General features: G+C 69.4%; 22 protein-coding genes. 10 read left to right on the forward strand and 12 right to left on the reverse strand.

The features are described 5' to 3' along the window. Positions 1 to 11: 11 nt before the first annotated feature. Both ACFY01_RS23735 and ACFY01_RS23740 read left to right on the forward strand, forming a co-directional pair. A complete protein-coding gene (locus ACFY01_RS23735; RefSeq protein ID WP_390737714.1) occupies positions 12 to 1,001 on the forward strand; it encodes a carbohydrate ABC transporter permease in 990 nt (329 codons plus the stop codon). A gap of 4 nt (positions 1,002 to 1,005) precedes the next feature. Next, the gene (locus tag ACFY01_RS23740) at positions 1,006 to 1,848 is read left to right on the forward strand and encodes a carbohydrate ABC transporter permease (protein WP_390737715.1); all 843 of its coding nucleotides are present in this window, start codon (positions 1,006 to 1,008) and stop codon (positions 1,846 to 1,848) included. A gap of 404 nt (positions 1,849 to 2,252) precedes the next feature. On the opposite strand, the gene ACFY01_RS23745 is transcribed toward ACFY01_RS23740, so the two are convergent. The 3 genes from ACFY01_RS23745 to ACFY01_RS23755 form a co-directional block, all read right to left on the reverse strand. Further along, positions 2,253 to 3,584, reverse strand: coding sequence for a cytochrome P450 (locus tag ACFY01_RS23745; protein WP_390737716.1), 1,332 nt, complete (start codon positions 3,582 to 3,584; stop codon positions 2,253 to 2,255). Between the two features lie 183 nt (positions 3,585 to 3,767). Then, positions 3,768 to 4,322: a TetR/AcrR family transcriptional regulator gene (locus ACFY01_RS23750; RefSeq protein ID WP_390737717.1), complete on the reverse strand. Its 555-nt coding sequence runs from the start codon at positions 4,320 to 4,322 to the stop codon at positions 3,768 to 3,770. Then, positions 4,322 to 4,642 (reverse strand): multidrug efflux SMR transporter, encoded by a 321-nt coding sequence (locus tag ACFY01_RS23755; RefSeq protein WP_132857135.1) that lies wholly within the window; start codon positions 4,640 to 4,642, stop codon positions 4,322 to 4,324. The genes ACFY01_RS23750 and ACFY01_RS23755 overlap by 1 nt, the downstream gene beginning before the upstream one ends. Before the next feature lie 440 nt (positions 4,643 to 5,082). Between ACFY01_RS23755 and ACFY01_RS23760 the strand changes: the two genes are divergently transcribed. Then, on the forward strand, positions 5,083 to 5,451 hold the full coding sequence (locus ACFY01_RS23760; protein ID WP_390737718.1) for an SDR family NAD(P)-dependent oxidoreductase: 369 nt from the start codon (positions 5,083 to 5,085) through the stop codon (positions 5,449 to 5,451). 250 nt (positions 5,452 to 5,701) lie between these two features. On the opposite strand, the gene ACFY01_RS23765 is transcribed toward ACFY01_RS23760, so the two are convergent. Then, positions 5,702 to 6,343 (reverse strand): carbonic anhydrase, encoded by a 642-nt coding sequence (locus tag ACFY01_RS23765; RefSeq protein ID WP_390737719.1) that lies wholly within the window; start codon positions 6,341 to 6,343, stop codon positions 5,702 to 5,704. 205 nt (positions 6,344 to 6,548) lie between these two features. Between ACFY01_RS23765 and ACFY01_RS23770 the strand changes: the two genes are divergently transcribed. Then, positions 6,549 to 7,817 (forward strand): SpoIIE family protein phosphatase, encoded by a 1,269-nt coding sequence (locus ACFY01_RS23770; protein ID WP_390737720.1) that lies wholly within the window; start codon positions 6,549 to 6,551, stop codon positions 7,815 to 7,817. 411 nt (positions 7,818 to 8,228) lie between these two features. Here the strand turns inward: ACFY01_RS23770 and ACFY01_RS23775 are convergent, their stop codons facing one another. Next, positions 8,229 to 8,969: an alpha/beta hydrolase gene (locus ACFY01_RS23775; RefSeq protein ID WP_390737721.1), complete on the reverse strand. Its 741-nt coding sequence runs from the start codon at positions 8,967 to 8,969 to the stop codon at positions 8,229 to 8,231. A gap of 457 nt (positions 8,970 to 9,426) precedes the next feature. Further along, on the reverse strand, positions 9,427 to 9,813 hold the full coding sequence (locus tag ACFY01_RS23780; RefSeq protein ID WP_390737722.1) for a hypothetical protein: 387 nt from the start codon (positions 9,811 to 9,813) through the stop codon (positions 9,427 to 9,429). Between the two features lie 668 nt (positions 9,814 to 10,481). Here ACFY01_RS23780 and ACFY01_RS23785 point away from each other — a divergent pair. Further along, positions 10,482 to 10,676 carry a hypothetical protein gene (locus ACFY01_RS23785; protein ID WP_390737723.1) on the forward strand — a complete coding sequence of 65 codons (195 nt, stop codon included), beginning with the start codon at positions 10,482 to 10,484 and terminating at the stop codon, positions 10,674 to 10,676. Between the two features lie 129 nt (positions 10,677 to 10,805). Here ACFY01_RS23785 and ACFY01_RS23790 read toward each other — a convergent pair whose 3' ends face one another. After that, the gene (locus ACFY01_RS23790) at positions 10,806 to 11,339 is read right to left on the reverse strand and encodes a kinase (RefSeq protein WP_390737936.1); all 534 of its coding nucleotides are present in this window, start codon (positions 11,337 to 11,339) and stop codon (positions 10,806 to 10,808) included. Positions 11,340 to 11,681: 342 nt separating this feature from the next. On the opposite strand from ACFY01_RS23790, the gene ACFY01_RS23795 reads away from it, so the two are divergent. Further along, positions 11,682 to 12,491 carry a universal stress protein gene (locus ACFY01_RS23795; protein WP_390737724.1) on the forward strand — a complete coding sequence of 270 codons (810 nt, stop codon included), beginning with the start codon at positions 11,682 to 11,684 and terminating at the stop codon, positions 12,489 to 12,491. A gap of 627 nt (positions 12,492 to 13,118) precedes the next feature. Here the strand turns inward: ACFY01_RS23795 and ACFY01_RS23800 are convergent. Beyond that, the gene (locus ACFY01_RS23800; protein ID WP_390737725.1) at positions 13,119 to 13,427 is read right to left on the reverse strand and encodes a hypothetical protein; all 309 of its coding nucleotides are present in this window, start codon (positions 13,425 to 13,427) and stop codon (positions 13,119 to 13,121) included. 179 nt (positions 13,428 to 13,606) lie between these two features. Here ACFY01_RS23800 and ACFY01_RS23805 point away from each other — a divergent pair, with 179 nt between their 5' ends. Then, positions 13,607 to 14,014 (forward strand): alpha/beta fold hydrolase, encoded by a 408-nt coding sequence (locus ACFY01_RS23805; RefSeq protein WP_390737726.1) that lies wholly within the window; start codon positions 13,607 to 13,609, stop codon positions 14,012 to 14,014. 110 nt (positions 14,015 to 14,124) lie between these two features. Here ACFY01_RS23805 and ACFY01_RS23810 read toward each other — a convergent pair whose 3' ends face one another. Together ACFY01_RS23810 and ACFY01_RS23815 are read right to left on the reverse strand one after the other, a co-directional pair. Then, entirely contained in the window at positions 14,125 to 14,955 is an 831-nt protein-coding gene (locus ACFY01_RS23810; protein WP_390737727.1) for a phosphotransferase, read from the reverse strand. A gap of 205 nt (positions 14,956 to 15,160) precedes the next feature. After that, the gene (locus tag ACFY01_RS23815; RefSeq protein ID WP_390737728.1) at positions 15,161 to 16,279 is read right to left on the reverse strand and encodes an alkene reductase; all 1,119 of its coding nucleotides are present in this window, start codon (positions 16,277 to 16,279) and stop codon (positions 15,161 to 15,163) included. A 62-nt stretch (positions 16,280 to 16,341) separates the two neighbouring features. On the opposite strand from ACFY01_RS23815, the gene ACFY01_RS23820 reads away from it, so the two are divergent. Further along, a complete protein-coding gene (locus ACFY01_RS23820) occupies positions 16,342 to 16,701 on the forward strand; it encodes a MerR family transcriptional regulator (RefSeq protein WP_390737729.1) in 360 nt (119 codons plus the stop codon). A 354-nt stretch (positions 16,702 to 17,055) separates the two neighbouring features. On the opposite strand, the gene ACFY01_RS23825 is transcribed toward ACFY01_RS23820, so the two are convergent. After that, positions 17,056 to 17,838: a TIGR03084 family metal-binding protein gene (locus ACFY01_RS23825; RefSeq protein ID WP_390737730.1), complete on the reverse strand. Its 783-nt coding sequence runs from the start codon at positions 17,836 to 17,838 to the stop codon at positions 17,056 to 17,058. Between the two features lie 396 nt (positions 17,839 to 18,234). On the opposite strand from ACFY01_RS23825, the gene ACFY01_RS23830 reads away from it, so the two are divergent. Beyond that, positions 18,235 to 19,323, forward strand: a complete 1,089-nt coding sequence (locus ACFY01_RS23830; RefSeq protein ID WP_390737731.1) for a hypothetical protein — start codon at positions 18,235 to 18,237, stop codon at positions 19,321 to 19,323. 156 nt (positions 19,324 to 19,479) lie between these two features. Further along, the gene (locus tag ACFY01_RS23835) at positions 19,480 to 19,740 is read left to right on the forward strand and encodes a DUF6233 domain-containing protein (protein WP_390737732.1); all 261 of its coding nucleotides are present in this window, start codon (positions 19,480 to 19,482) and stop codon (positions 19,738 to 19,740) included. 500 nt (positions 19,741 to 20,240) lie between these two features. Here ACFY01_RS23835 and ACFY01_RS23840 read toward each other — a convergent pair whose 3' ends face one another. Beyond that, on the reverse strand, positions 20,241 to 20,870 hold the full coding sequence (locus ACFY01_RS23840; protein ID WP_390737733.1) for a class I SAM-dependent methyltransferase: 630 nt from the start codon (positions 20,868 to 20,870) through the stop codon (positions 20,241 to 20,243). Positions 20,871 to 20,977 lie beyond the last annotated feature (107 nt).

Raw genomic sequence — 20,977 nt, forward strand, 5'->3', positions numbered from 1 at the left:
ACAGGACCCCCGTGAAAACCCTGGAACCCGTGCAGGCCGCGACCTCCGGCCGGAAGCGGACGCCCGTGCACTCCACCGACACGTCCACGCGGCGCGTCCGCGGGCACCGCGACTGGCTGCACGGTCTGCTCATGACCGCGCCCGCCGTCGCCGGACTCATCGCCTTCGTCGGCATCCCGTTCTGCTACGCCGTCGTCCTGTCCTTCTACAACGTGCGCCTCGGCTCCCCGCTCGCGCCCAGCTTCTTCGGCCTGGAACAGTACCGGCGCCTGTTCACCGACCCGGACCTGTCAGGACCGTTCCTGCGGGCCCTGCTGAACAACCTGACCTTCGCCGTGGTCGTCGTACCGCTGCAAACCGGGCTCGCGCTGGCGCTGGCGATCCTGCTGAACCGCAAGCTGAAGGCCATAGGCCTGTTCCGGTCGCTGTTCTTCATGCCGGTCGTCTTCCCCATGGCGCTGGTCGCTGTCATCTGGCGGCTGATCCTCGCCCGTAGCGATCAGGGCATGCTCAACTCGGCTCTGAACGCGCTGAGTCACGGCCACTGGGGCGCCTTCGACTGGCTCGGCGAGGCGACCACCGCCATGGCATCGGTCATCGTGCTCTCGGTGTGGCAGGGCGTCGGCTTCCAGATGGTCATCCTGTTGGCGGGCCTCCAGCAGATCCCCGACGAGCTCTACGAGGCGGCCCGGCTCGACCGCGCAAGCGGCTGGCAACAGTTCCGCCACGTCACACTGCCCGGCATTCGAGGCACCCTCGTCTTCGTCGCCCTGTTGACCTCCGTCCTGTCCTTCCGCGTCTTCGACCAGGTCTACGTCCTCATCCGAGGCGGCGGGCTCGACGAGAACGCCACCCGCACGGTGATGTACCAGGCCGTCACCACTGCCTTCGACCAGAACAACATCGGCCAGGCCGCCGCGATCACTGTCGTCTTCTTCCTGATCGTCGTCGTCCTGACCCTGATCCAGCGCCGTGTCGTCCGGCCCGACAACGAGGACTGACCTAATGGCCACGACCCGCACGCCTCTGCGCCGCTCCTTCGACTACGCCGTCCTCTCACTCCTGGCGTTCGTGTTCGTCCTGCCCGTTCTCTACCTGTTCCTGGGCAGCCTCAAGCCCTCCGACGAGGTCCTGAACGGACTGTCCGGCTTCCTTCCGACGGACCTGTCCCTCGACAACTACAGCGCAGTCCTGGACAGTCTGAACTCCGACAGCACCGGCTACTTCTGGCGCTTCATGGGCGTCTCGCTGCTGGTGGCGTTCGTGGTGGTCACTGGCGGGCTGTTCGTCAACTCGATGGCGGCGTACGGGCTGTCACGGCTGAAGTGGCGTGGGAGGGAAGCCGTTTTCACGCTGGTGCTGCTGTTGATGCTGGTCCCGTTCGAGTCGGTCGCCGTGCCGCTGTTCTACATGTTCAACGACCAGCGCAACACGGTGTGGATACAGGCCGTCCCGTTCGTCGCCAACGCGTTCTCGGTCTACCAGTTCCACACCTTCTTCCGCACGATTCCACCCAGCATCGAGGAAGCAGCTCGCCTGGACGGTGCGGGCCCGTGGCGCACCTTCTTCGCGATCGTCGTCCCTATGTCCAAGCCGGTGTTCGCCTCGGTCGCCATCCTGACGTTCCTCACCCAGTGGGGCTCGTTCCTGTGGCCGGTCCTCATGGTGTCCGACCCCTCGGTGCGGCCCCTGCCCCTGGAGATCAGCGTCTTCCAGGGCCAACAGCCCCCGGACTGGGGCCAGATCCTCGCCTTCGGCGTCCTCCTCGTCCTGCCTGTCCTGGTCGTCTTCGCCTTCTTCCAGCGCTGGTTCGTACAAGGGGTCGCCAACTCCGCGGTCAAGGGATGAGACACGTGGCTGCGAAGATCGTGGAGTCGACCGACACCAGCCAGTCGATGCTTTCGAGGTGTCAGCAGGGTGACGGCCGCTTTCCCTTTCGCCGCGGCGAGCGCACCTGCGCGTCCGACGTCACCGCCAGGTCGATGACTCCCGGAGACTTGACCGAGGGCGGTGTGGCGATGCCGGCTTCGTTGGTGCGGGCCAGCCTGCCTCAGCGCCGGAGAGTCGGCGCACCAGCAGCCGGGGCACTCCGGCCCCGAGCCGATGGCCGCTGTTGTCCGGTCCCACCGGCAGGTGGCCGGCTTCCTCGTCCAGCAGCCGCGTGAAAACCGAAGGGGTGACGTTTCGCGGCGCATCCAGCAGTCTTCGTCGGCTGCTCGCGCAGCGCACCGAAAGCCACAGCGTGGCGCGCTTCAGACGCGCGACGTTTCCAAGGATGCGTGAGCAGTGCCGTCGGGGCGGACGGTGATGCCGTACACCGCCTTCGTGGGGGTGGAGTGGAAGGCTGGAACATGAAGCGGCAGGAGGTGTTCGAGCAGGATGGTCGACTCGCGGAGTGCGAACTGCAGACCGAGGCAGGCGCGGGGACCCATACCGAAGGGGAAGTAGGCGCCCGGGTGGGTGGGGCGGCCGTCCGAGGTGGTGAAGCGCCGGGGGTCGAAACTTTCCGGGTCCGGCCACAGTGCGGGATCACGGTGAGTGAGGTATGGGCAGACCAGGATGTCGGTTCCCGCCTCGACGGCGTAGCCGGCGAGGGTGTCCTCCTCGGTGGCGTGGCGAGGCAGGATCCAAGCGGACGGGTAGAGCCGGAGCGTCTCGTGGACCAGGGCTTGGATGGCGTGGCGGCGTTGCGCTGAGCCTTCACCGCCCGTGGCGAGAGCTTGTTCGCGGGCGGCGGGGTACTGGTCGAGGAGCAGGTAGAGCCAGGTCAGGGTGGTGGCTGTCGTCTCGTGCCCGGCCACGAGCAGCGTGACCAGCTCGTCGCGGATCAGCCGGTCCGTGTACTCGGGGCGCTCGGCGGCAGCGTCGGTCAGGACGTTCAGCAAGCCCGGGCCGTCGGGGCCGGCCGCCCCGCTGCGGGCGGCGTCGATGGCGTGCCGGGCGACCGCGTCGATCCGGGCGAGATCGGCGGCCACGGCGGCCGGGGCGTCGGTGACATCAGCGGGCAGCGTCGGCAGGGCGGCCGCCACGGCGGCGACGGCGGCCAGTTCGCGCTCGGTCCCGTCGTCGAGGGGGTGTCCGGTAAGAGTGCGCCAGATGGCGTCCAGGGCGAAGCGGCGCATCTCCTGCCCGACATCGACGGTCTGCCCGGTCCGGGCGTACCGGCACCAGCGCCCGGCGGTGGTGCGGGCAGCCTCGGTGATCCGCTGTTCGTAGCGGCGCATCCCGGTACCGGTGAACTGGGACTGCAGCAAACGGCGTTGTTGCTTCCAGGCCGCACCGGTGGCGGCGAGGACTCCGTCGCCGATCAGCAGACGAGCGCGGTGGGAGCGCTTGACGTACCGATCAGGGTGCAGGGCGAGTACGTGCTGGACGGCCTGCGGGTCGGTGACGAGAACGGTGGGGGTCCGTCCAAGGCGGAACGCGGCGATTCCGCCGGCTTGTTCATGCACTCGGGCCAGCAGCTCAACCAGTTCACCCCCCTCCGAACGCCACCGCTCCACGAGTTGGGCCCCGGCTTCGGGGACGGGTCGGCCGGTTTCGGGAACGTGCGGAGCGGAGCCGGAACCGGCTTCGATGTCCATGCTGTTTCTCCTGGTGAACCGCTGGGCTCGGCGGACCGTCGTAGGCACGGACTGTACTGGAGCAGGCGCCCCCCGTAACAGTCCGCCCTTTGTCCGAGTGCAGCGCCCGCAGGGGACCGGGAGTCGTCCTCGCTGGGGCGGGCTCCGGCGCGGACACCGGCAACGCCCGTCGTCCGGATGTTTCTAGTTGCTCTCCCCGATCACCCTCGCGAGCGCATCCCTCGCGTACTCCTCGTCGTACTTCGCACCGGTCAGCAGCACTTGCAGACAGATGCCGTCGAGCAGCGCGACCAGGGCACGGCCGGTGCGTGGGTCGGTGCGCTGGGCGAGCAACTCGGCGACCTCCTCGCACCACTCGGCGGCGACTGCGCGTAGCGCGGGGCGGCGTAGCGCGGCGAGGTAGAGCTCGTACTCCAGTTCCACGCCGGCGCGGTCGCCGCCCAGCCACTCGCCGGTCAGCCGCGCCAGCTCGAGGGCGAGGTCGCACCGGGGGTCGGCGAGGGCGCCGCCGTGTTCGCGGACGACTTTGCCGAAGCCCTCGCTGGCCTGGCGGAGGGCGGCCACGAGGAGGTCGTCGAGGGTCTTGAAGTGATATGTGGTGGAGCCGAGCGGCACATCCGCCTCGGCCGCGACGCTGCGATGACTGAGCCCTGCGATGCCGGAGCGACTCACCACCCGGATGGCGGCGTCGATGATCCGCTGGCGTCGTTCGGGATCGTACCGCCGTGCCGCCGCCATCAGTGGGCTCCTCCGAGGTTGAGCAGCACGACACCGAGGATCACGAAGACGATCCCTGCGAGCTTCGCGAGCCCGGCCGACTCGCCGAGGAAGAGGATCCCGATCGCGGCGACCACCGCGGTGCCCACCCCGGCCCAGATCGCGTACGCGGTACCGACCTGCATCACTTTCAGGGTCTGGGCGAGCAGCGTGAAGGCGATCAGGTAGCCGGCCACCGTGCCGAGCGACGGCCACAGCTTGCTGAACCCCTCGCTGTACTTCATGGCCGTCGTCCCGGCCACCTCAGCCGCGATGGCCGCGGCCAGCAGTCCGTATCCCATGTGTACGAGTGTACGCATCGGCGCTCCCGCGGATCCGCGGAACGGGCGAAACCCGCTTCGCGATGCAGTGGCCCGCCCGTCAGGGCATAAAAGGTCAGGAAACCTCCCTACGCCTGACCGGTGCCGCAGCGACATCCGACAGGAGTACACATGAACACCCCTCTTCAAGGCCGCACCGCCGTCGTGACCGGTGCCAGCAAGGGCATCGGACTGGCCGTCGTCACGGCTCTGTCGCGGGCCGGAGCGACGTCATCGCCGGTTCCCGAACGTCCACGTCCGAACTCGACGCACTGGTCGAGCAGGGCACGGTCTCCTGCGTTCCCGTCGACCTCGGCGAGTCCCAGGGCGCCGAGCGGCTCGTCCAGGCGGCCGGGGGACGCATCGACGTCCTGGTCAACAACGTCGGAGCCGCACCGGTCCGGACCGGCGGATTCCTGTAAGTGACCGACGCCGACTGGCAACACGTCCTCGATCTGAACCTGCTCAGCGCGGTACGCGTCACCCGAGCGGCCCTGCCGCTCATGCTGCGAGCCGGGCAGGGTTCGATCATCACGGTCGCCTCCGTCAACGCGACTCTGCCCGACCCCATGGTCATCGACTACAGCGCGGGCAAGGCCGCTCTCATCGCCTTCTCCAAGGCCTTGTCGAAGGAAGTGGGCCCCCAGGGCATCCGGGTCAACACCGTCAGCCCCGGCCCGGTTCAGACCGACCTGTGGCTGGCCGAGGGCGGCGTCGCGGCCACCGTCTCGGGCGCCGCCGACGTGACGAGTGACCTGATCATCGACGGCGGTTTCGTTCCCACCTGGTGACCGGCAGCCGTTCCAGGCCCGCCGACACAGTGGCCGCCAAGCCCGCATCGCTCAGTCGGCCGCACCATCACCCTGTCCCAGGCCAGCGGCAGCGTCCTGGCTGACCTGCTGGCCCCTTCCACGGGCGCGCATCCATGGCGACTCTTCGAGCCATGGGAGGTGCCCTTCCAACGCGGTGAACCCGATGGGCTCCTCGTCCACGTATAGGGGGCCCTGTCCCAACGGCAACCGAGCCGCTGCGGCCGGGCGGTCAGGACGTGGCGGGGACGGCCGCATCGAGGCCGCGAGCGGCGACGAGTTGTGCGCTGCCGTCGGCCAAGCGGTAGCACAGGCCCACGACGGCGGCCTGGCCGGCGGCGACCTTGTCGGCGAGCACCCGGGAGCGGTCGAGCAGTAGGTCGACGGTGTGCCTTATGTGCTCGGCCAGGATCTCCTCGGGTTCGACCTGCCCGGCGGCTCGAGCTGCCAGCACGCTGGGGGTCACCCGCTCGACGACATCCCGCACGTATCCGGCCGGTGTGATGCCGTCCTCCAGTGCGGCGCACGCTGCGCCGACAGCGCCGCACGAGTCGTGGCCGAGGATCACGACCAGGGGGCAGCCCAGGATGTCCACCCCGTACTCGATGCTGCCGATCACTTCCGGCCCCATGACGTGGCCGGCGGTGCGTACCACGAACAGGTCGCCCAGTCCGCGGTCGAAGATGATCTCGGCCGCCAGCCGGGAGTCGGAGCACCCGAACAGCACGGCGAAGGGTTGCTGGGATGGGGCGATCTCCGTGCGGCGGGTGGCGTCCTGGTTCGGGTGCTCGGGGGCACCCGCGACGAACCGCTGGTTGCCGGCCAGCAGCAGTTCGAAGGCTTCACGGGGGGTGGCGTCCTGGATCTCCGTCATGGCCGCAGCTTACGTTCCCGGCCCCGGCGTCGGACTGCCAGGTTCATTCCCAGCTGGGCGCGTCGCTGCCTGCGTCACCGGCAGGGTCCCGGTCACGGTGTACGCCGGATCGGCGTACACAGCCGCCACGGGCTGCCCATGGGCCGGCTCGGCGGGCGCGGGAGCTGGGCCTTTCGTAGATTGAAGAGGGAGCGACTGGCAGGGAATGCGTGTGACGCAACCGGAGATCGACTACACGGCGGTGTTCGCCGCCCTTCCGAGTCCGTGCCTGATGCTCGGCACGGACCTGGTGATCGCCGATGCCAACAGGGCCTTTTGCGAGGCGACCGGGCGCAGCCGGGCCGAGCTGGTCGGGCAGTACCTCTTCGACGCCTTCCCGGACAACCCCACCGACTCGGAGGCCGCCGGGGTTCTGACACTGAAAGCCTCACTGCACCGTGTCCTGACCTTCGGCCAGACCGATCACATGGCGCTACAGAAGTACGACATTCCGGTCCCCGGCAACCCCGAGGTGTTCAAGGAGCGCTGGTGGACCGCGATCAACGTGCCCGTCCTCGGCCCAGACGGAAAGGTCGCCTGGATCCTCCACCGGTCCGAGGACATGACCGAGGTCGTGCGCGCCCGCCGCACGACGCACCTGCCGTCGGTCAGCCCCGGCCGGGAAGCGGCCATGGAAGCCGAGCTGTACGCCCGGGCGCGGCAGCTGCAACAGCTGAACGCGGAACTGCGGCAGGCCCACGCCCGTGAACGGCGCATCGCGGTCGCTCTTCAAGAAGCCATGCTCCACTCCCCTGACCTGGCCCGGCACCCGAATATCGCCGTGCGCTACCTGCCCGCGACCGGATCACTGAACGTGTGCGGCGACTGGTACGACGCGGTCGACCTGCCCGCGGACCGCTTCACCGTCGCGGTCGGCGACGTGGTCGGCCACGGGCTGACGGCCGCCACCGTCATGGGCCGGCTCCGCAGCGCGCTGAGCGCCGCCACCCGCACCGTCCACGGACCCGCCCAAGCCATGGAGGTTCTCGGGCTGTACGCCCGCTCGGTCGAGGGAGCACTGGCCGCCACAGCCGTCCAGGTCCTCATCGACTGCCACAGCCAACTGCTCATCTACAGCAGCGCCGGCCATCCCCCGCCCGTCCTGCTGCACCCGGACGGCTCCTGCGAACTGCTCGACCAGGCCACCGACCCACCGCTGGGCGCCCGCCCCGAACACGTCCCCCGCCCCCAGGCCAACGCGACGTACACCCCCGGCGACACCCTCGTCCTTTACACCGACGGCCTGATCGAACGCCGCGATGAGGACATCGACGTCGGCCTGACCCGCCTGACCTCCACGCTCGCCACCTGCACCGGGTTCAGCGCGGAACACCTCGCCGACGCCCTCCTCGCACGCCTCGACCTCGCCAGCGGCGCCAACGACGACATCGCCATCGTCGTCGTCCGCCTGGACCGAACGACCCGACCGTACTGATCAGGCCGAAGCCGCAGGTAGGCGCACAGCCGTGGGGACGGGCGGCGCGCCCCTGAGGCGGGTCGTCGTTCCGCGGTGGGCCGACGACGGGATTTCGACATGGCCGGCAGCGCGATCCAATCGTCAACTGGCCGGCGCCCCCGGCACGAGGCTTGCCGAGTACCTCGCTGGAGGCCAGCACCACAGAAGTTGAGCCGGAGCCCACGAGCGGACAGCACCTGTACACGAGTTCGCGCAGCACTCGAAGCTCTGCAGACGTCGAGCATTCATGGCTTCGGGCAGCACGTGCCCCTGCCAAGAGTCTGGCAGGGGCAAGTGGGGTGGAGAACCGAAGGCGGCCGGGGCCTGTCCCGGATGAGCAGCATCCTGGCCGACACGGCTACGGTCTGCTGGTGGCCAGACGGCCCGGCGTCACTTCAGGTGTCGGGTGAAGAACTGGGCTGCGGCGTCCCCCGCGAACTGCGGGACGCCGGTGTGCCCGCCCATATTGGCGTGCAGCGTCTTCTCCTTGGAGCCGAAGGCGTCGAACAGGTCCAGTGCCGCCTGCCGGTCGTTCCCTTCGTCGTCCCACTGCAGCAGGACGTGCAGCGGAATGGTGACCCGGCGGGCCTCCTCGAACATGACGGCGGGCACGAGACTCCCGGCGAAGAAGCCGGCGGCCACGATGCGCGGCTCGACCACCGCCAACCGGATGCCGATGGAGATCACTCCCCCCGAGTATCCGACCGGGCCGCCGATCTCGGGCAGCGAGAGAAGGGCGTCCAGGGCGGCCTGCCATTCCGGGACCGACTTTTCGACGAGCGGGAGGATGAGGGCGTCGATGATCTCGTCACTGACCGGATCGCCGGCCTCCATCACCCGGCGCAGGTCGGCGCGTGCCTGCTCGATGGCGGCCCAACGGGGCCGGTCACCGCTGCCAGGGAGCTCGATGGTGGCCGTAGCGAAGCCCTCCGCCGCGGAGTGTCGGGCCCGGCCCACCAGCCGGGGGTACATCTTGCGCAGTCCGAGCGGGGGGTGGCCGAGCAGGATCAGCGGGGCCGGTGCGGATGCGGATGCGGATGCGGGCGTCCACAGGATGCCGGGGATCTCACCGAGGGTGAATTCGCGCTCAAGGACGCCGTCGTCGAGGCGCTGTTCGGAAGTGAAGTGCATGGTCGTGCCTTTCGGGAGTGCGCTTGAACGGCGCTCCCGGACGACCTATCGCCCGGCCGTGACCCCGGAGGGGAGCACCCATGTCGATACGTTCACGGGTACCACCTCCTCGCTCTCTCGCACGGCCTCCGGAAACCTAGCAGTGGCTGCCGTGGTTCCGCCAACGGGTTTTCGCGGAGGCTCTGTGGCCGACCACCACGGCGTCGGAGTCACGCCTGTCATTGGTCGGGAAGCGCACGTCCGCCACCGATTCGAGCACCGACGGCGGCAGGACTCGCCCTCCGGAATGGGGGTTGAGTTCCGGCGCCCGGCATCGGAAACGTGGGTCCCGACCGCGGTCGAAGTCCCACGCTCCGAGCTGCACATCCGGGGAATCAGGCGCCGCTCCATCCAGACAGCGGGACTGGACCCTCCCCTACTTCACCGTCCGGGGAGTCAACGCCCGACACTCACAGAGTCATACGCGTCCTTGCGGCTCTTCTTGAAGGGCCACCCGATGCTCCTGTCCATCGGACGCGAGCGGCTTCGCCGGGCGGCCCTCCAGTTCCCGCTGCCTGGCGGCCAGGGCCCTCGCCAGCATCTTCGCCCGGTAGGGGTTCGATGTATCGAGTCCCTTCGCCACCTCCACGGCCTCGTCCAACAGGGCCAACCGTCGCTCAGGCAACTCCCGAACCAGGGGCGATGCGCTTGCCTCCACCAGGACGTACGCCAGCTTCGACCCGTACACCTCCGGTTCCACCTGTGTCAGCAGGCGGTAGATCCACAGCCCCTCGTCACCGCGCACCACCCGCCGGTTGGCACTGAGCAACCTGACCCTCGCCAGCACAATCATGTCCTGATCCATCGATCCCCTTCGTCGCGCCACCCCCGGCCGGTGCACGTCACACGGCGAGACAGCACGGCGAACGCGCCGACAGCCGAGAACGGTTGCCGACACGTTGGCCGGGGAGTGGATGACGATGAGTCTGGCGCGCGGTGCCAGCTGTCACAAGGGCGAACGGACGTGCGCTGTGTCCTACCGAAACCGCCTCCGAACAGGCATGATGGACCTGACACTCGCTCACGACCCGTCTGCCACCCACTCGAACGTTGCTTGATGCGGCACTAGCAGACGAGACGCAGGCCGGCCAGGCTGCATGCCTCCGGATGGCTGGAGTTGCGCGGGCATCAGCCTTTCAGGACCGTGTCCGATACGACCGCCGTTGCGGCTGAAGGCCGCCCACACGCTGACCGTGACCGAGACCGCGCTCGCCTTCCTCGAGGACGGCCGCCGCCGCGGCGATGTGTGCGAGTCGCTGGACGGCGAGGCGGTCACCCCCGACGCGCTCCTGTACTGCCGGCGCGGTCCCGCCGACGGCGACAACGGGTCGGTGCAACGGGCGTTCGTGGAAGTCGACCGGGCCACCCTGGCCCCGAACGCCTCGCCGCCGAGCTGCCCTCCCACGAGCGCCTCTACCGGTACGTGCCCACGGTCGCGTCCTGTTCGTCCTGAACGGCACCGGACCCGCCGGTGTGGAGAGCCTGATCAGCGCCCTGCGTGCGGGAACCGAGCTGCTGGCACCGTCCCGCTTCCCGTACGACGTCCGCGTCCTCGCGGCGCCACTGGCCGACCTGCTCCAGCACGATCCCTCCGCGCCCGTGTGGCGCCCCGTCCACGACCCCGACCAGCGAATGGCCTGGACCGGCTCCGGGCATCGACAGACGTGAAGCGCGGCCGCCACAGAGAGACGTCGGCCCTACGCTGACCGGTCATGATCGGGGCTGAGCGCGGCATGACCGTACCCGTGGTCGGCCTCATGGCCGGGGCGTGGTCGGTGCGTCGCAACAGTGCTCCGGTCAGCGGTCCACGGCGGGCAGGTGGGCCAGGCCGGTGTCGAGCATGATGCGGTCGACGGTCTCGTGCAGGGCACTGTCGGCGCCGATGACGGTCTCGGTGCTGCCGGGAAGCAGATCGCGCGGCCGGTACCAGTCGCGCAGCTGCGTCTCGCAGACCTCGTCGGCGATGGGCTTGGTGGCGTGCCGGGCGAGGGTTTCGCCGAACGGGACGTCCAGGTAGTAGCCGTGAGTCGGGCCTCGGTGGTCGGCGCGCAGCGCCGCAAGCATGTCGCCGTAGTGGTCGGCGTAGAGGATGCCTTCGACCACCACGTGGAACCCGGCGTCCAGGGCGTAGCGGGCGGTCAGGTCGATCAGGCCGATGTTCGCGGCTCCGGGCCGGTCGCGCTCCCGGAGGACGATACGGCGGAGGTTGTCCTGGCCGACCACGGCCAGGCCGCGGCCGAACCGCTCGCGCAGGCCGGCCGCGACGGACGACTTGCCCGAGGCGCTGTTGCCGCGCAGCACGACCAGCCGGGTTTCTTCGGTACCCACCATCACGGCGGTCACGCTACCGACAGCCAGTGACAGCGCCAGGGCGTTCCGGGACGCCGTCGGCGGCGACGCCCGGACGGGTGACTCACCGACGCCCTCGCGAACGCGAGCGGGTACCTGATGAGTGACGCATTGTGGCGGCTCTTGCTGTCGGCGACGGCGGCGAGGACCAGGCGCTGGGGTTCGTCGACCGCGATTTCAAGCGATCCGCTGCCACCTCGCTTCGCTGCCGCCAATCGCCGGCTGGCGGCAGCGCTCGGCCGGAGTGACGCTTGGAGCTGAAGCGGCCTGAAGCGGCTGAAGTGGCTGATGGGGGTGGGAAGCGGAATTGAGTGTGGAGGCACAGTGAGCGGCCTGGTAGTCGTGGGAGTCGATGGCTCGTCGTCGAGTGATGCCGCGGTGGTGCACGCCGCCCGGGAAGCCCAGCGGCGTCGTGCGAGGCTGCGTGTGGTGCACGCTTTCAGCTGGCCGGTCGGGCCCATGTACGCGCCGCTGGAGCCGTCGCCGCTCAATCGCCTGACGCAGGACGCCGCACAGCACGCGCGGAGTGTGGCGCCCGAGGTGGAGGTCACCGACACCGTGATGACCGGCGGTGCCGCATCGGTACTGGCGGGCGAGTCGCGGGCCGCGGACCTGGTGGTCGTCGGCAGCCGTGGCACCGGGGGCTTCATCGGCATGCTGCTGGGTTCTACGGCGGTGTCCCTCGCCGCCCACGGCGAGTGTCCGGTGCTGGTGGTCCGCGGGGAACCGGATCACACCGGCCCGATCCTGCTGGCTGTCGACGGCTCCCCCAGCGGTGAGCCAGCGGTCGATTTCGCCTTCGCCGAGGCGGCACTGCGGGGAGCCGAGATCATCGGCGTGCACGCATGGCTGCCGGACTACGCGCCGGCCGGTACGGGCGTGGAGAGCGCGGAGCGTCTGCTGGCCCAGGCGCTCGCCGGCCGCCGGGAGAGGTATCCGGACGTCACGGTGCGACAGGAGGTACTGAGCGGGGAGCCCCGCGAGGTCCTGATCGAGGCGAGCAGGACCGCCCAGCTGCTGGTCACCGGGGCCAGGGGGCGCGGCGGCTTCACGGGGATGCTGCTGGGTTCGGTGAGCCAGGCACTGCTGCACCACGCGCACTGCCCGGTCGCCGTCGTCCGGGGCACAGCGTGACCAGTGCCGTGTACGCGGCCGACGAGCGCTCGGGTGAAGACCACACTGGAGGCTGCTGGGACCGAAGCGAAACCGCGCGGTGCGGGATGCCGGCGGGGGGCTCGCCGACGTTCCCTGCTGTTCCCCGCTGCTCGCCTCCTGATCGTGGTTGGCGTACCAGCCCGGAGCTGACCAGCGGTGATCCGGTAGCAGTTCGCCTTGTTGTCGGTCGCCTCGCCGAGTTGCTGAGCCATTTCCGCGACGATCGCATCCGCTGCGGCAAGGGATGGGGCGCCTTCGACATGCACGTACCAGGTGCCTGGGAGCTCCCACGATGCCGACACCGTGGCGTTGCCGGTGCGGAAGCAGTGGTCGTCATCACCGTCGACGGGGTCACACGCGAACGATCGGGGCTGGAGGACGGCTTCGAAGTCGTCACGGGGCAAGACAGGCCAGTCGTCACCGCTGGCGGTGCTGATCGTGTATTCGGCCACGGCGAGATCATTCCAGGAGAGCTGGGTCGGTGGACCTCAACAGGTGGTCACTCCGGCGGGCACCGTCCATCGGTTCAGGACGTTGCCCGCTTCGGCCGCAGGCTTTGCGGTCCAACGCGAGCCTTATCAGGGGATCACAACGCCAGTGTCTCGGTCAGACCTCCTCAGCGGGGAACACCTCGTCGACAGCTCGGCGCAGTGTTTCGCGCACGACTGCCGGGTCGCCGAGTTCCGCTGCCTGGAACGCGCCGTCGTGCAGCAGGACGAGTACGCGTGCGGCGTGCTCGGGGTCCGAATGGCCGACGTCGGTGGAGAGTTCGCGGAACACCTCGAGCAGCCAGGTGCGTTGGTCGTCGATGACCGCGCGCACCGGATGGGTGCGGTCGGGGTACTCGGCGGCCGCGTTGAGGAACCGGCAGCCGCGGAAGCCGTCTTCGAGGGTCGCGTCGCCGAGGACAGCCATCACCGCACGGATCGCCTCGCGCGGTGGCTTACCGTCTCGCGCACGGCCGACAGCGTCCCGGATCCCCTCGGCGGTCGTCGTGAGGTAGGCGGAGACCAGGTCGTCCTTGCTGGGATAGTGCCGGTAGAAGGTAGCGCGCGTGATCTGGGCCTCGCTGATAGGCGCTCGACACCGACAGCGTGGATGCCCTCCGCATAGAACAGGCGGGACGCGGTGCGCAGCAGCCGGTCCTTCGGGTGGAGCTCCGAGGCAGCAGTCGTCATATCCAGGCACAGGGCTACACCACCCTCGCCGTCTCGAACCCGCTCCGCGGCCTGGAGTCCGACGCCCAGTACGCGGCCACCGTCGCCAAGACCGTGGACGGCCCGGTCGTCCTGGTCGGCCACTCCTACGCGGGCGCGATCATCACCCGCGCCGCCCGCGACGCGTCGAACGTCGAGGCGCTGGTCTACGTGGCCGCCTTCCAGCCCCACGAGGGCGAGAGCTGCCTGGAGAACGCCTCCCGCTTCCCGGGCGCCAAGATGGGCCCGGACACCACCATCGCCACCGAGCACGAGGGCGAACCGGAGCTGCGCATCCTGCCCTGAGCACTGCCATGCGGTGAGTATGCAACTGCTCTGCAGAACGGCCCATCCCGTCGCACACTCGCACTCAGCCCCCGCAGCCACACCACATGACCTTTCATCCTCTGAGCCCCTCACTCCGACAGGGCAGCCGTGAACAACTCGCGGTGTGCCGCTAGCCATTCCTGGATGCGGTCCCAGCGCTGCCAGCCACCGCCCTCGGACAGTGCCCGGGTGTAGGCGGGGTCACCGTCAGCCACTCGGTCAGCGACGAAGGCGCGGCAGGACGCGGTGGCCTGTTCGATGACGCCGGGCAGTTCGGCGCGCTCCTGCGGGGAGAGGCCGTAACCGTCGGCGAGGATCCGCAGTCGTGCCGGGGCATCCAGCCCCGCGGGATGGAGAACTGCCGCGGATGTGGGATCGAGCATGGGAACCCAGTAGCGGGCGGTCATGGCAACGTCCCACACTGCTCGGCCGGGAGCCGCCAGGTCGAAATCGATCAGGGCTTCGGCATGCCCGTCGCGGAAGACGACGTTCTCCGGGCACACGTCGTTGTGGCACAGCATCGTTCCTCCCTCCGGGTCGGCCAGAGACCGGGGCCACTCGGCGCTTGCGTCGACCGCAATGGCCGCGCTGGCGTCGTGCAGTCGCCGCAGCAGTCCTCCCACCGATCTCAACGCGGTCTCGGTCATCACCCAGCGCGGAAACGGCGGTAGAGCGACATCGCCCGGGATGAAGGTCAGCTGCTCGCGGCCGTCCGCGGTAAGACGGATCGGCCTCGGAGCCGCGTCGAACCCGTGCTCTCTGAGCGCGAGGAGATGGGCATGGAGGGCGCGTGCGGTGCGCGGCGCCGGGCGTTCTACCAGGGCACCGTGGCGGAAGACCGCGCCCGCGTTCACCATGCCGCCGACCAGGGCTTCACCCTCCGCCGTCTCGCCGTCAGCCGTCATGCCGTCAGCCGTCATGCCGATCACGCTACCGTCAGGTCGGCCGGGCGTGGGACGGTCCCGAAATGCGCTTCGAACCAGGTCGCTCACCTCGGCATTCGCCAGACGCTGAAGCTGAAGCTGAAGCTGAAGCTGAAGGTGATTTTGCTGCCTGACCGCGCAAGGGCGAACTGTTCGACCTGATGGACGCGTTGCTGTGCGTGGACGGGCCTTTAAGAACGTCCTACGCCACGAACGCGTCGCTGGACGGCGGCCCCGCCTGATCCGCCAGGGCGGGATAGTCGTTGTAACCGGCGGCCCCGCCCACATACATGAAGTACCGGTCCCGGACGGGGTTGAGGGGTGCGCCGAGGCGCAGCCGGGTGACGAGGTCCGGGTTGGCGAGGAAGGGCCGGCCGAGGGCCACCAGGTCGGCGCCGGCCGCCAGCAATTCCCGCGTGGCCTGGGTGACGGCCTGCGTGGACAGGTCGGTCAGGTCTGGGTTGCCGATCAGGACGCCGGGCCAGTCAGCCCGGATCCGCCGGTACCAGCCGGTTGCCGGGTCTGAGCGCACCAGGTGCAGATAGGCGAGGTCCAGCCCCTTCAGGTGGTCCAGGAGCGTGGCGTAGAGGCCGTCGGTGTCCTCCTCCAGGACGCCGTTGACCGTGCTCGCGGGAGAGATGCGGATGCCCACCCGGTCCGCGCCGATCGCGTCGGCCACCGCCTCGGTCACCTCCACCGCGAACCGCACCCGCCGCCCGGCGGAGCCGCCGTACCCGTCGGTGCGGCGGTTGGTGTTGTCCGCGAGGAACTGGTGCAGCAGCATCCCGTTGGCCGAGTGCACCTCCACGCCCTCGAAGCCTGCGTCGACGGCCCGGCGTGCGGCGGCGGCGAAGTCGGCGATCGTGTCTCGGATGTCGTCCGTCGTCATCGCACGCGGGACGGCGGCCTGCCGGTGGCCCTGCGGTGTGAAGATCCTCTCTGGCAGCGGGACGGGGGAGGGTGCGAGGGGCGTGAGGCCGGTGGTCGCCGGATGGCTGACCCGCCCACCGTGTTGGAGTTGCAGGAACATCCGCCCGCCGGCTGCCCGCACCGCGTCGGTGACCCGCCGCCAGCCGGCCGCGTGCCGGCCGGTGTGGATCGCTGTGATGTCCGGGTACGTCTGTCCGGCCGGGTTGGGCGTCGAGCCCTCGGCGATGATCAGTCCGGCCGAGGCGCGCTGTGCGTAGTGGGTGACCATCAGGTCCGTCGGGGTGCCGTCGGCCTCCGCACGGTTCCGGGTCAGCGGGGCCATCACGAGGTGGTTGGGGAGGGCGAGTCGGCCGAGCCGGGCGGGGGCGAGGAAGTCCGTTGTCCGCGTCATGCCGGCACGATAGAACTTGACACTGATGTGAGGTTCAAGCCCGAGTCCCCGCGGAGGCGGACATGCGGATCGGTGAACTGGCCCGGCGCACCGGCGTGAGCGAGCGGTCGCTGCGCTACTACGACACCCAGGGGCTGCTCACCGCCGAGCGCACCCCCGGCGGTCATCGCGACTACCCGGAGTGGGCCGTCGACCGGGTCATCCGGATCCAGGAGCTGTACGCGGCCGGGCTGCACAGTGAGAAGATCCGACAGCTGCTGCCCTGCATGCGCGACCGGGACGGCGGACCCTCCGCGATCGCCACCGGGCGCCTGGTGCAGGACCTGACCGCCGAGCGGGACCGGATCGACCGCATGATCGCCGATCTGCGCCGCTCCCGGGAGGCCCTGGACGAGGTCATCCGCACGGCCCAGGACGTCTGACCGGCGTCATGAGTCACGGTTGGACCATGACGCTCGCGTCCCCGTCCAGCCCGTCAGCGTTCGAACAGCTCCACCCTTCAAGGGAGTCTGATCACCTCTTGGTATCGTCACGGCCCCAGGTGGGCCGCGCGGCCAACGCCGCTGACGGTGGTAGGGGTCACCAGGGCACGCGTCCGTTCTCGTTGAAGTAGCCGCCTGTTGGGCCGTCCTCGGGCAGCGTCGCTCGATGTACGATCACCGCGGCGCCGTCGTCCGCCGTGCATGCAACCCCCTTGTTTCCGGGGCCGTCGCCGCGTCTGGAGGCAAGATCGCAACCGGCACGCGTCTCGCGTGACCAGGCACCCCGACACGCTTTCAGAGGAAGACGCGTGCCAACTCCAGCCACTTCTGAGCGTCCTCGCCGGTCGCCGTCAGGTTGGTCTCGGACCAGGGGCGACGCCGGGTGACACACAGGCAGAAGTCGATGGCGCCGCCCTGTACCCGTTGCGCGGCACCATCGGGGCCCCATACCCAGGTCCGTCCGTCAGGTGCTGCCAGCTCGACGCGGAAGGGGTCCGCCGGCTCAGGCAGGCCGACGGCGGCGAAGGACAGCGCCCGTCCCAACACCCCAAGCGACGCCACGTGCTGCAGCCGACCGGTCGGGCGGTGCGCCACGCCCACGGCATCGAAGACGTCCTGCCCGTGTGCCCAGGTTTCCATCAGACGAAGGGGCGCCATCAGGGCCGGGGTCACCTCCGACATGTACCAGGGGAATGCGTGGTCCCATGGCGTGTCGCGCAGTGCCGCCGCCAGTTCCGCTCGCCCGGCCCGCCACTCGTCGAGGAGTACAGACCGCGGTTTGGCCGCTCCCTCGGTGGCGGCCTTGTCCGCGTACCCGCTGCCTTCGGCTTCCGCCCGCCCGAGCTCGGCGCCGAACGCGTCCGGAGTGCGTAAGGCGCTGAGTGCGTTCGCGTCCGCCCACGTGAGGTGGGCTATCTGGTGGGCGACCGTCCAGCCCGGTGCCGGTGTCGGTATGGACCAGTCGTCCACTGCCCTGACCAGGACGTCGAGTTCGTCGCCCTCAGCCACCAGCGCGGACAGGACACCGGCGTCTTCGACATTGGGGACGGCGAGGTTGTAGTTCAACATGTGCGCCATGGTGCCACTCCTTCCTGACCTACCGTGGAGACGAAGTGTGCGGACAGATTCCGATGTCGCCGGAGTCTTCCCACTCGGTGGTGCGGCTCGTGGCACCACGGAACCACCGCGCTTCCTCAACAGCGGCGCAGAGCGTGTAAGAGGTCATCCAGTCGCTCCTTCCCGTGCGTAACCTGTGGAAAGGCGGCGGGGTGCGTAAGTACCGGAGACGGATCGGTGCTCGACTCGATCTTCTGACGCACTGCGGTCGGGCTGTCAGTGAGGGACCCTCCCACGTGACCTGATGCCCCGGGACGCGGCGCACCGCTAATTCACCTGAGTGCTTCAGTTGGCCGCTCCGTGCTCAGTCGCCCACCTCGGGACGTGCCTGCCGGGCCGTGCGGCATGATTGCGACCATGCGTGGAAGGGTGGGCGGGGGGCTCCGCCGATTGTGGCCATGGAGCGGACGCGACAAGTCGGCGTTCGCCGAGATCGAGGCTGAGATCACCGCCTTCGGTGAGGCTCTGGACGTCCATTCGTTCAGCCCCGGCCAGGCTGGCGCCACGGATGAGATGCGGGCCGAGCTGGCGCGTGCCCTCGACGCGTACGACCAGGCAAAGCGGGACGCCGCAGGCGACAGGATGCGGTTGGACACACTCGGTGTCCTGCGCACCCTGGACGAGGGCAGGCACGCGCTGGCTCGTCTGGATGCCCTGGTCGCTGGTCGGCCGCTGCCGAAGCACATGCCACTGTGCTTTTTCGACGCCCGGCACGGTCGGGCCGCCCGGCAGGTCAGTTGGGCGCCTCCCGGGGGTGCCGCCCGCAACATCGCCGTATGCGCAGCGGACGCGGTCCGCCTGGCGGAGAACCCGAGCCCGAGCACTCCTAGACAGCCAGCTCCGGGCAGCAGAGTCCGCACACAGCCACGCGGGGCCCAGCCTCGCCCGATGACGCCGTCGCGTGTCCCCCAGCCCCAGGTCAGCGGGGAGGGAAGCAGCGGTGAGCAGACCCACCGGCTGAAAATGCCGTCGTACCGCCCGGCTGTGATGGTCTTCTCGGCCAACGGGCAGGCACGGGTCCACGTACGCTTCGAGGGCGGCAGGAAGGGGCGTTCCTCACGCCTGTACCGGCTGTCCGGCGACGGCTCCCCCATCACCGCCCGGATTCCGCTGCCGGAAGGGAGCAAGGCAATCTCCTTCCGCGTGTTTGCCGCCGGCGAACGGGAGACGTGGACGGCGACTGCGGCCCCGCTGCGAGAAGTCCCGCGCTTCCGTGACGAGATCCACGGAACCGGATCGGATGTCGTGCACTACCGGGGGGAACCGGGCCCGGGCGTCCTGCGCTACACGGGGCCGAGCCTGATCCAGTTGGAGGCGCTGGACGACCGCCTCGCCTACTGGGTGACGGTGACCGAAGGTCGCGCCGGGGAGCATACGTTCCAGTGGCCGGGCCGCGGCTACTACCAGGTGCGCTCGGCCGGAGCATGGAGCCTGTCCGCTGCGTGACGAAGCGCGGACCGCTGGGGTTGAACTGGGACTGGTCCGGTGCCGGGCTCTGCGGCAGACGCGAATCGAACCGCCAACAGCTACCCGAATCGGTCGCTGTCCCCCGGCCACCTGTGACCCTCAGAGTGGCCAACCGAAGCACTCAGTCACAAGCGGGTGAGTGGTGAGCAGCCGCTCTCGCGTCTCGGCGAGTGCTGGGCAGCGGTCAGGAGCGGACGGTGCCGCCCGGTGCCCCGGCAGCAGGCTGTGGAGGCGCTGCGCCAGCGGGTGTCGGCCTGCGTCCACTGCCGACCGGACTGGACCCGCCGGGCCGCCGGGCCGCCCGCGACTGGAACGCCTACCTCGCCGCGCGATCAACGAGCTGAGAAGATCGGTCAAAGGCTGAGGCTCAGCCGGCGGCCGCCACCGACTCTGTGAGTTCGGCCTCGGTCGTCCCGGCTTGGAGAGGGACGTCGAAGGTGTAACCCTCATCGCAGAACGCCAGGTCAAGGCCATAGGGGGCTGCGTACTGCACTGCGGTACGTCGAGTCGATCTCGGCCTTGGCCCACCGAGCACAGATGGCCTCAGTCAGCCCATCCCGACCGATGCGCCATCCGCCCGCGTCACCTTCAACAACCACCAAGAACGTAGCGCGGACCGGCAGACGGCCATTGACCAAGGTCAGCCCCCACCGTTCCCGGGCGGCAACACGGATGGTGATCAAACCATTTCTGCCCCACAGCACGCACCCCTGGCTGAAGAATGCACTTCCGGAACACGGGCACGGGGCGGCGGAACTGGATCACCCGTTTCACCCGTGGGTGGATCACAGGGGTGAACGATGCCGGAAAGTCGTATGCGGGAGAACCGCACGTACGGATTGACGCGGCGGGGGCTGGAAACAGAGCGGAGGCCACCGCGCCAGTCCCCGACCCGGCTAGGGGCGGCGGGCCAGCAAGTGGGCGTCGAGGAAGCCTCGCTCGGAGGCCGGGTCGTGGAGCAGCCGGGCGAATGTGACGAGCCCGGCCTCGTCAAGCAACTCGGCGAACCGGTCCGCCGGCCAGCTGTAGGCGGGCGTCACCTTGTGGTCGAAGCGGACCGGCTCCGGTCCGTCGGTCGCGAAGAACGAGACCAGGAGCAGGCCCTCTGGTGCCAGAACACGTACCTGCTCGGCGAGGAGCGCGGGCAATTCCCCAGGCGGGGTATGGATCATCGAGTAGTGGGCCAGCACACCGCCGAGCGCGCCGTCCTCGACCGGCAGCGCCTCCATCCGCGCCTCATCGAACCGCAGCGCCGGATGGGCCCGCCGGGCGTGGTCGACCATGCCCGGGGAGAGGTCGAGCCCGAAGGCGTCCAATCCCAGTTCGTGCAGCATGGCGGTCAGATGTCCCGGCCCGCACCCGACGTCGGCTGCCCGCGGGTTCCCCGTCCCGCGCACCAGCTCGGCGAAAGTGCCGATCATGTTCCGCGAGAACGGGTGCGTCTCCAACCGATTAGCGAACATCGACGCATAGAGCTCGACGACCCCGTCGTAGGCCGCTCTGGTCTCGTCCTGGTGTTTCGCCACGGGTAAAAAGCTAACACCCTTGCCGTTCACAGCCGTTGTCCGGCCCCGTACCGTCCCTGGGGCTGTTCTCATCGTCCGTGTACCGGACGGCCCCAGTAGCTCGGAGA

The sequence above is a fragment of the Streptomyces sp. NPDC001480 genome, assembly GCF_042894725.1.
Classification (GTDB): domain Bacteria; phylum Actinomycetota; class Actinomycetes; order Streptomycetales; family Streptomycetaceae; genus Streptomyces.

Coding starts and splice junctions, on each gene's coding strand:
- ACFY01_RS23740 (WP_390737715.1), top strand. CDS start 1,006: ATGGCCACGACCCGCACGCCTCTGCGCCGCTCCTTCGACTACGCCGTC.
- ACFY01_RS23745 (WP_390737716.1), bottom strand. CDS start 3,584: ATGGACATCGAAGCCGGTTCCGGCTCCGCTCCGCACGTTCCCGAAACC.
- ACFY01_RS23750 (WP_390737717.1), bottom strand. CDS start 4,322: ATGGCGGCGGCACGGCGGTACGATCCCGAACGACGCCAGCGGATCATC.
- ACFY01_RS23755 (WP_132857135.1), bottom strand. CDS start 4,642: ATGGGATACGGACTGCTGGCCGCGGCCATCGCGGCTGAGGTGGCCGGG.
- ACFY01_RS23765 (WP_390737719.1), bottom strand. CDS start 6,343: ATGACGGAGATCCAGGACGCCACCCCCCGTGAAGCCTTCGAACTGCTG.
- ACFY01_RS23770 (WP_390737720.1), top strand. CDS start 6,549: ATGCGTGTGACGCAACCGGAGATCGACTACACGGCGGTGTTCGCCGCC.
- ACFY01_RS23775 (WP_390737721.1), bottom strand. CDS start 8,969: ATGCACTTCACTTCCGAACAGCGCCTCGACGACGGCGTCCTTGAGCGC.
- ACFY01_RS23780 (WP_390737722.1), bottom strand. CDS start 9,813: ATGGATCAGGACATGATTGTGCTGGCGAGGGTCAGGTTGCTCAGTGCC.
- ACFY01_RS23790 (WP_390737936.1), bottom strand. CDS start 11,339: ATGGTGGGTACCGAAGAAACCCGGCTGGTCGTGCTGCGCGGCAACAGC.
- ACFY01_RS23800 (WP_390737725.1), bottom strand. CDS start 13,427: ATGGCTGTCCTCGGCGACGCGACCCTCGAAGACGGCTTCCGCGGCTGC.
- ACFY01_RS23810 (WP_390737727.1), bottom strand. CDS start 14,955: ATGACGGCTGACGGCATGACGGCTGACGGCGAGACGGCGGAGGGTGAA.
- ACFY01_RS23815 (WP_390737728.1), bottom strand. CDS start 16,279: ATGACGCGGACAACGGACTTCCTCGCCCCCGCCCGGCTCGGCCGACTC.
- ACFY01_RS23820 (WP_390737729.1), top strand. CDS start 16,342: ATGCGGATCGGTGAACTGGCCCGGCGCACCGGCGTGAGCGAGCGGTCG.
- ACFY01_RS23825 (WP_390737730.1), bottom strand. CDS start 17,838: ATGGCGCACATGTTGAACTACAACCTCGCCGTCCCCAATGTCGAAGAC.
- ACFY01_RS23830 (WP_390737731.1), top strand. CDS start 18,235: ATGCGTGGAAGGGTGGGCGGGGGGCTCCGCCGATTGTGGCCATGGAGC.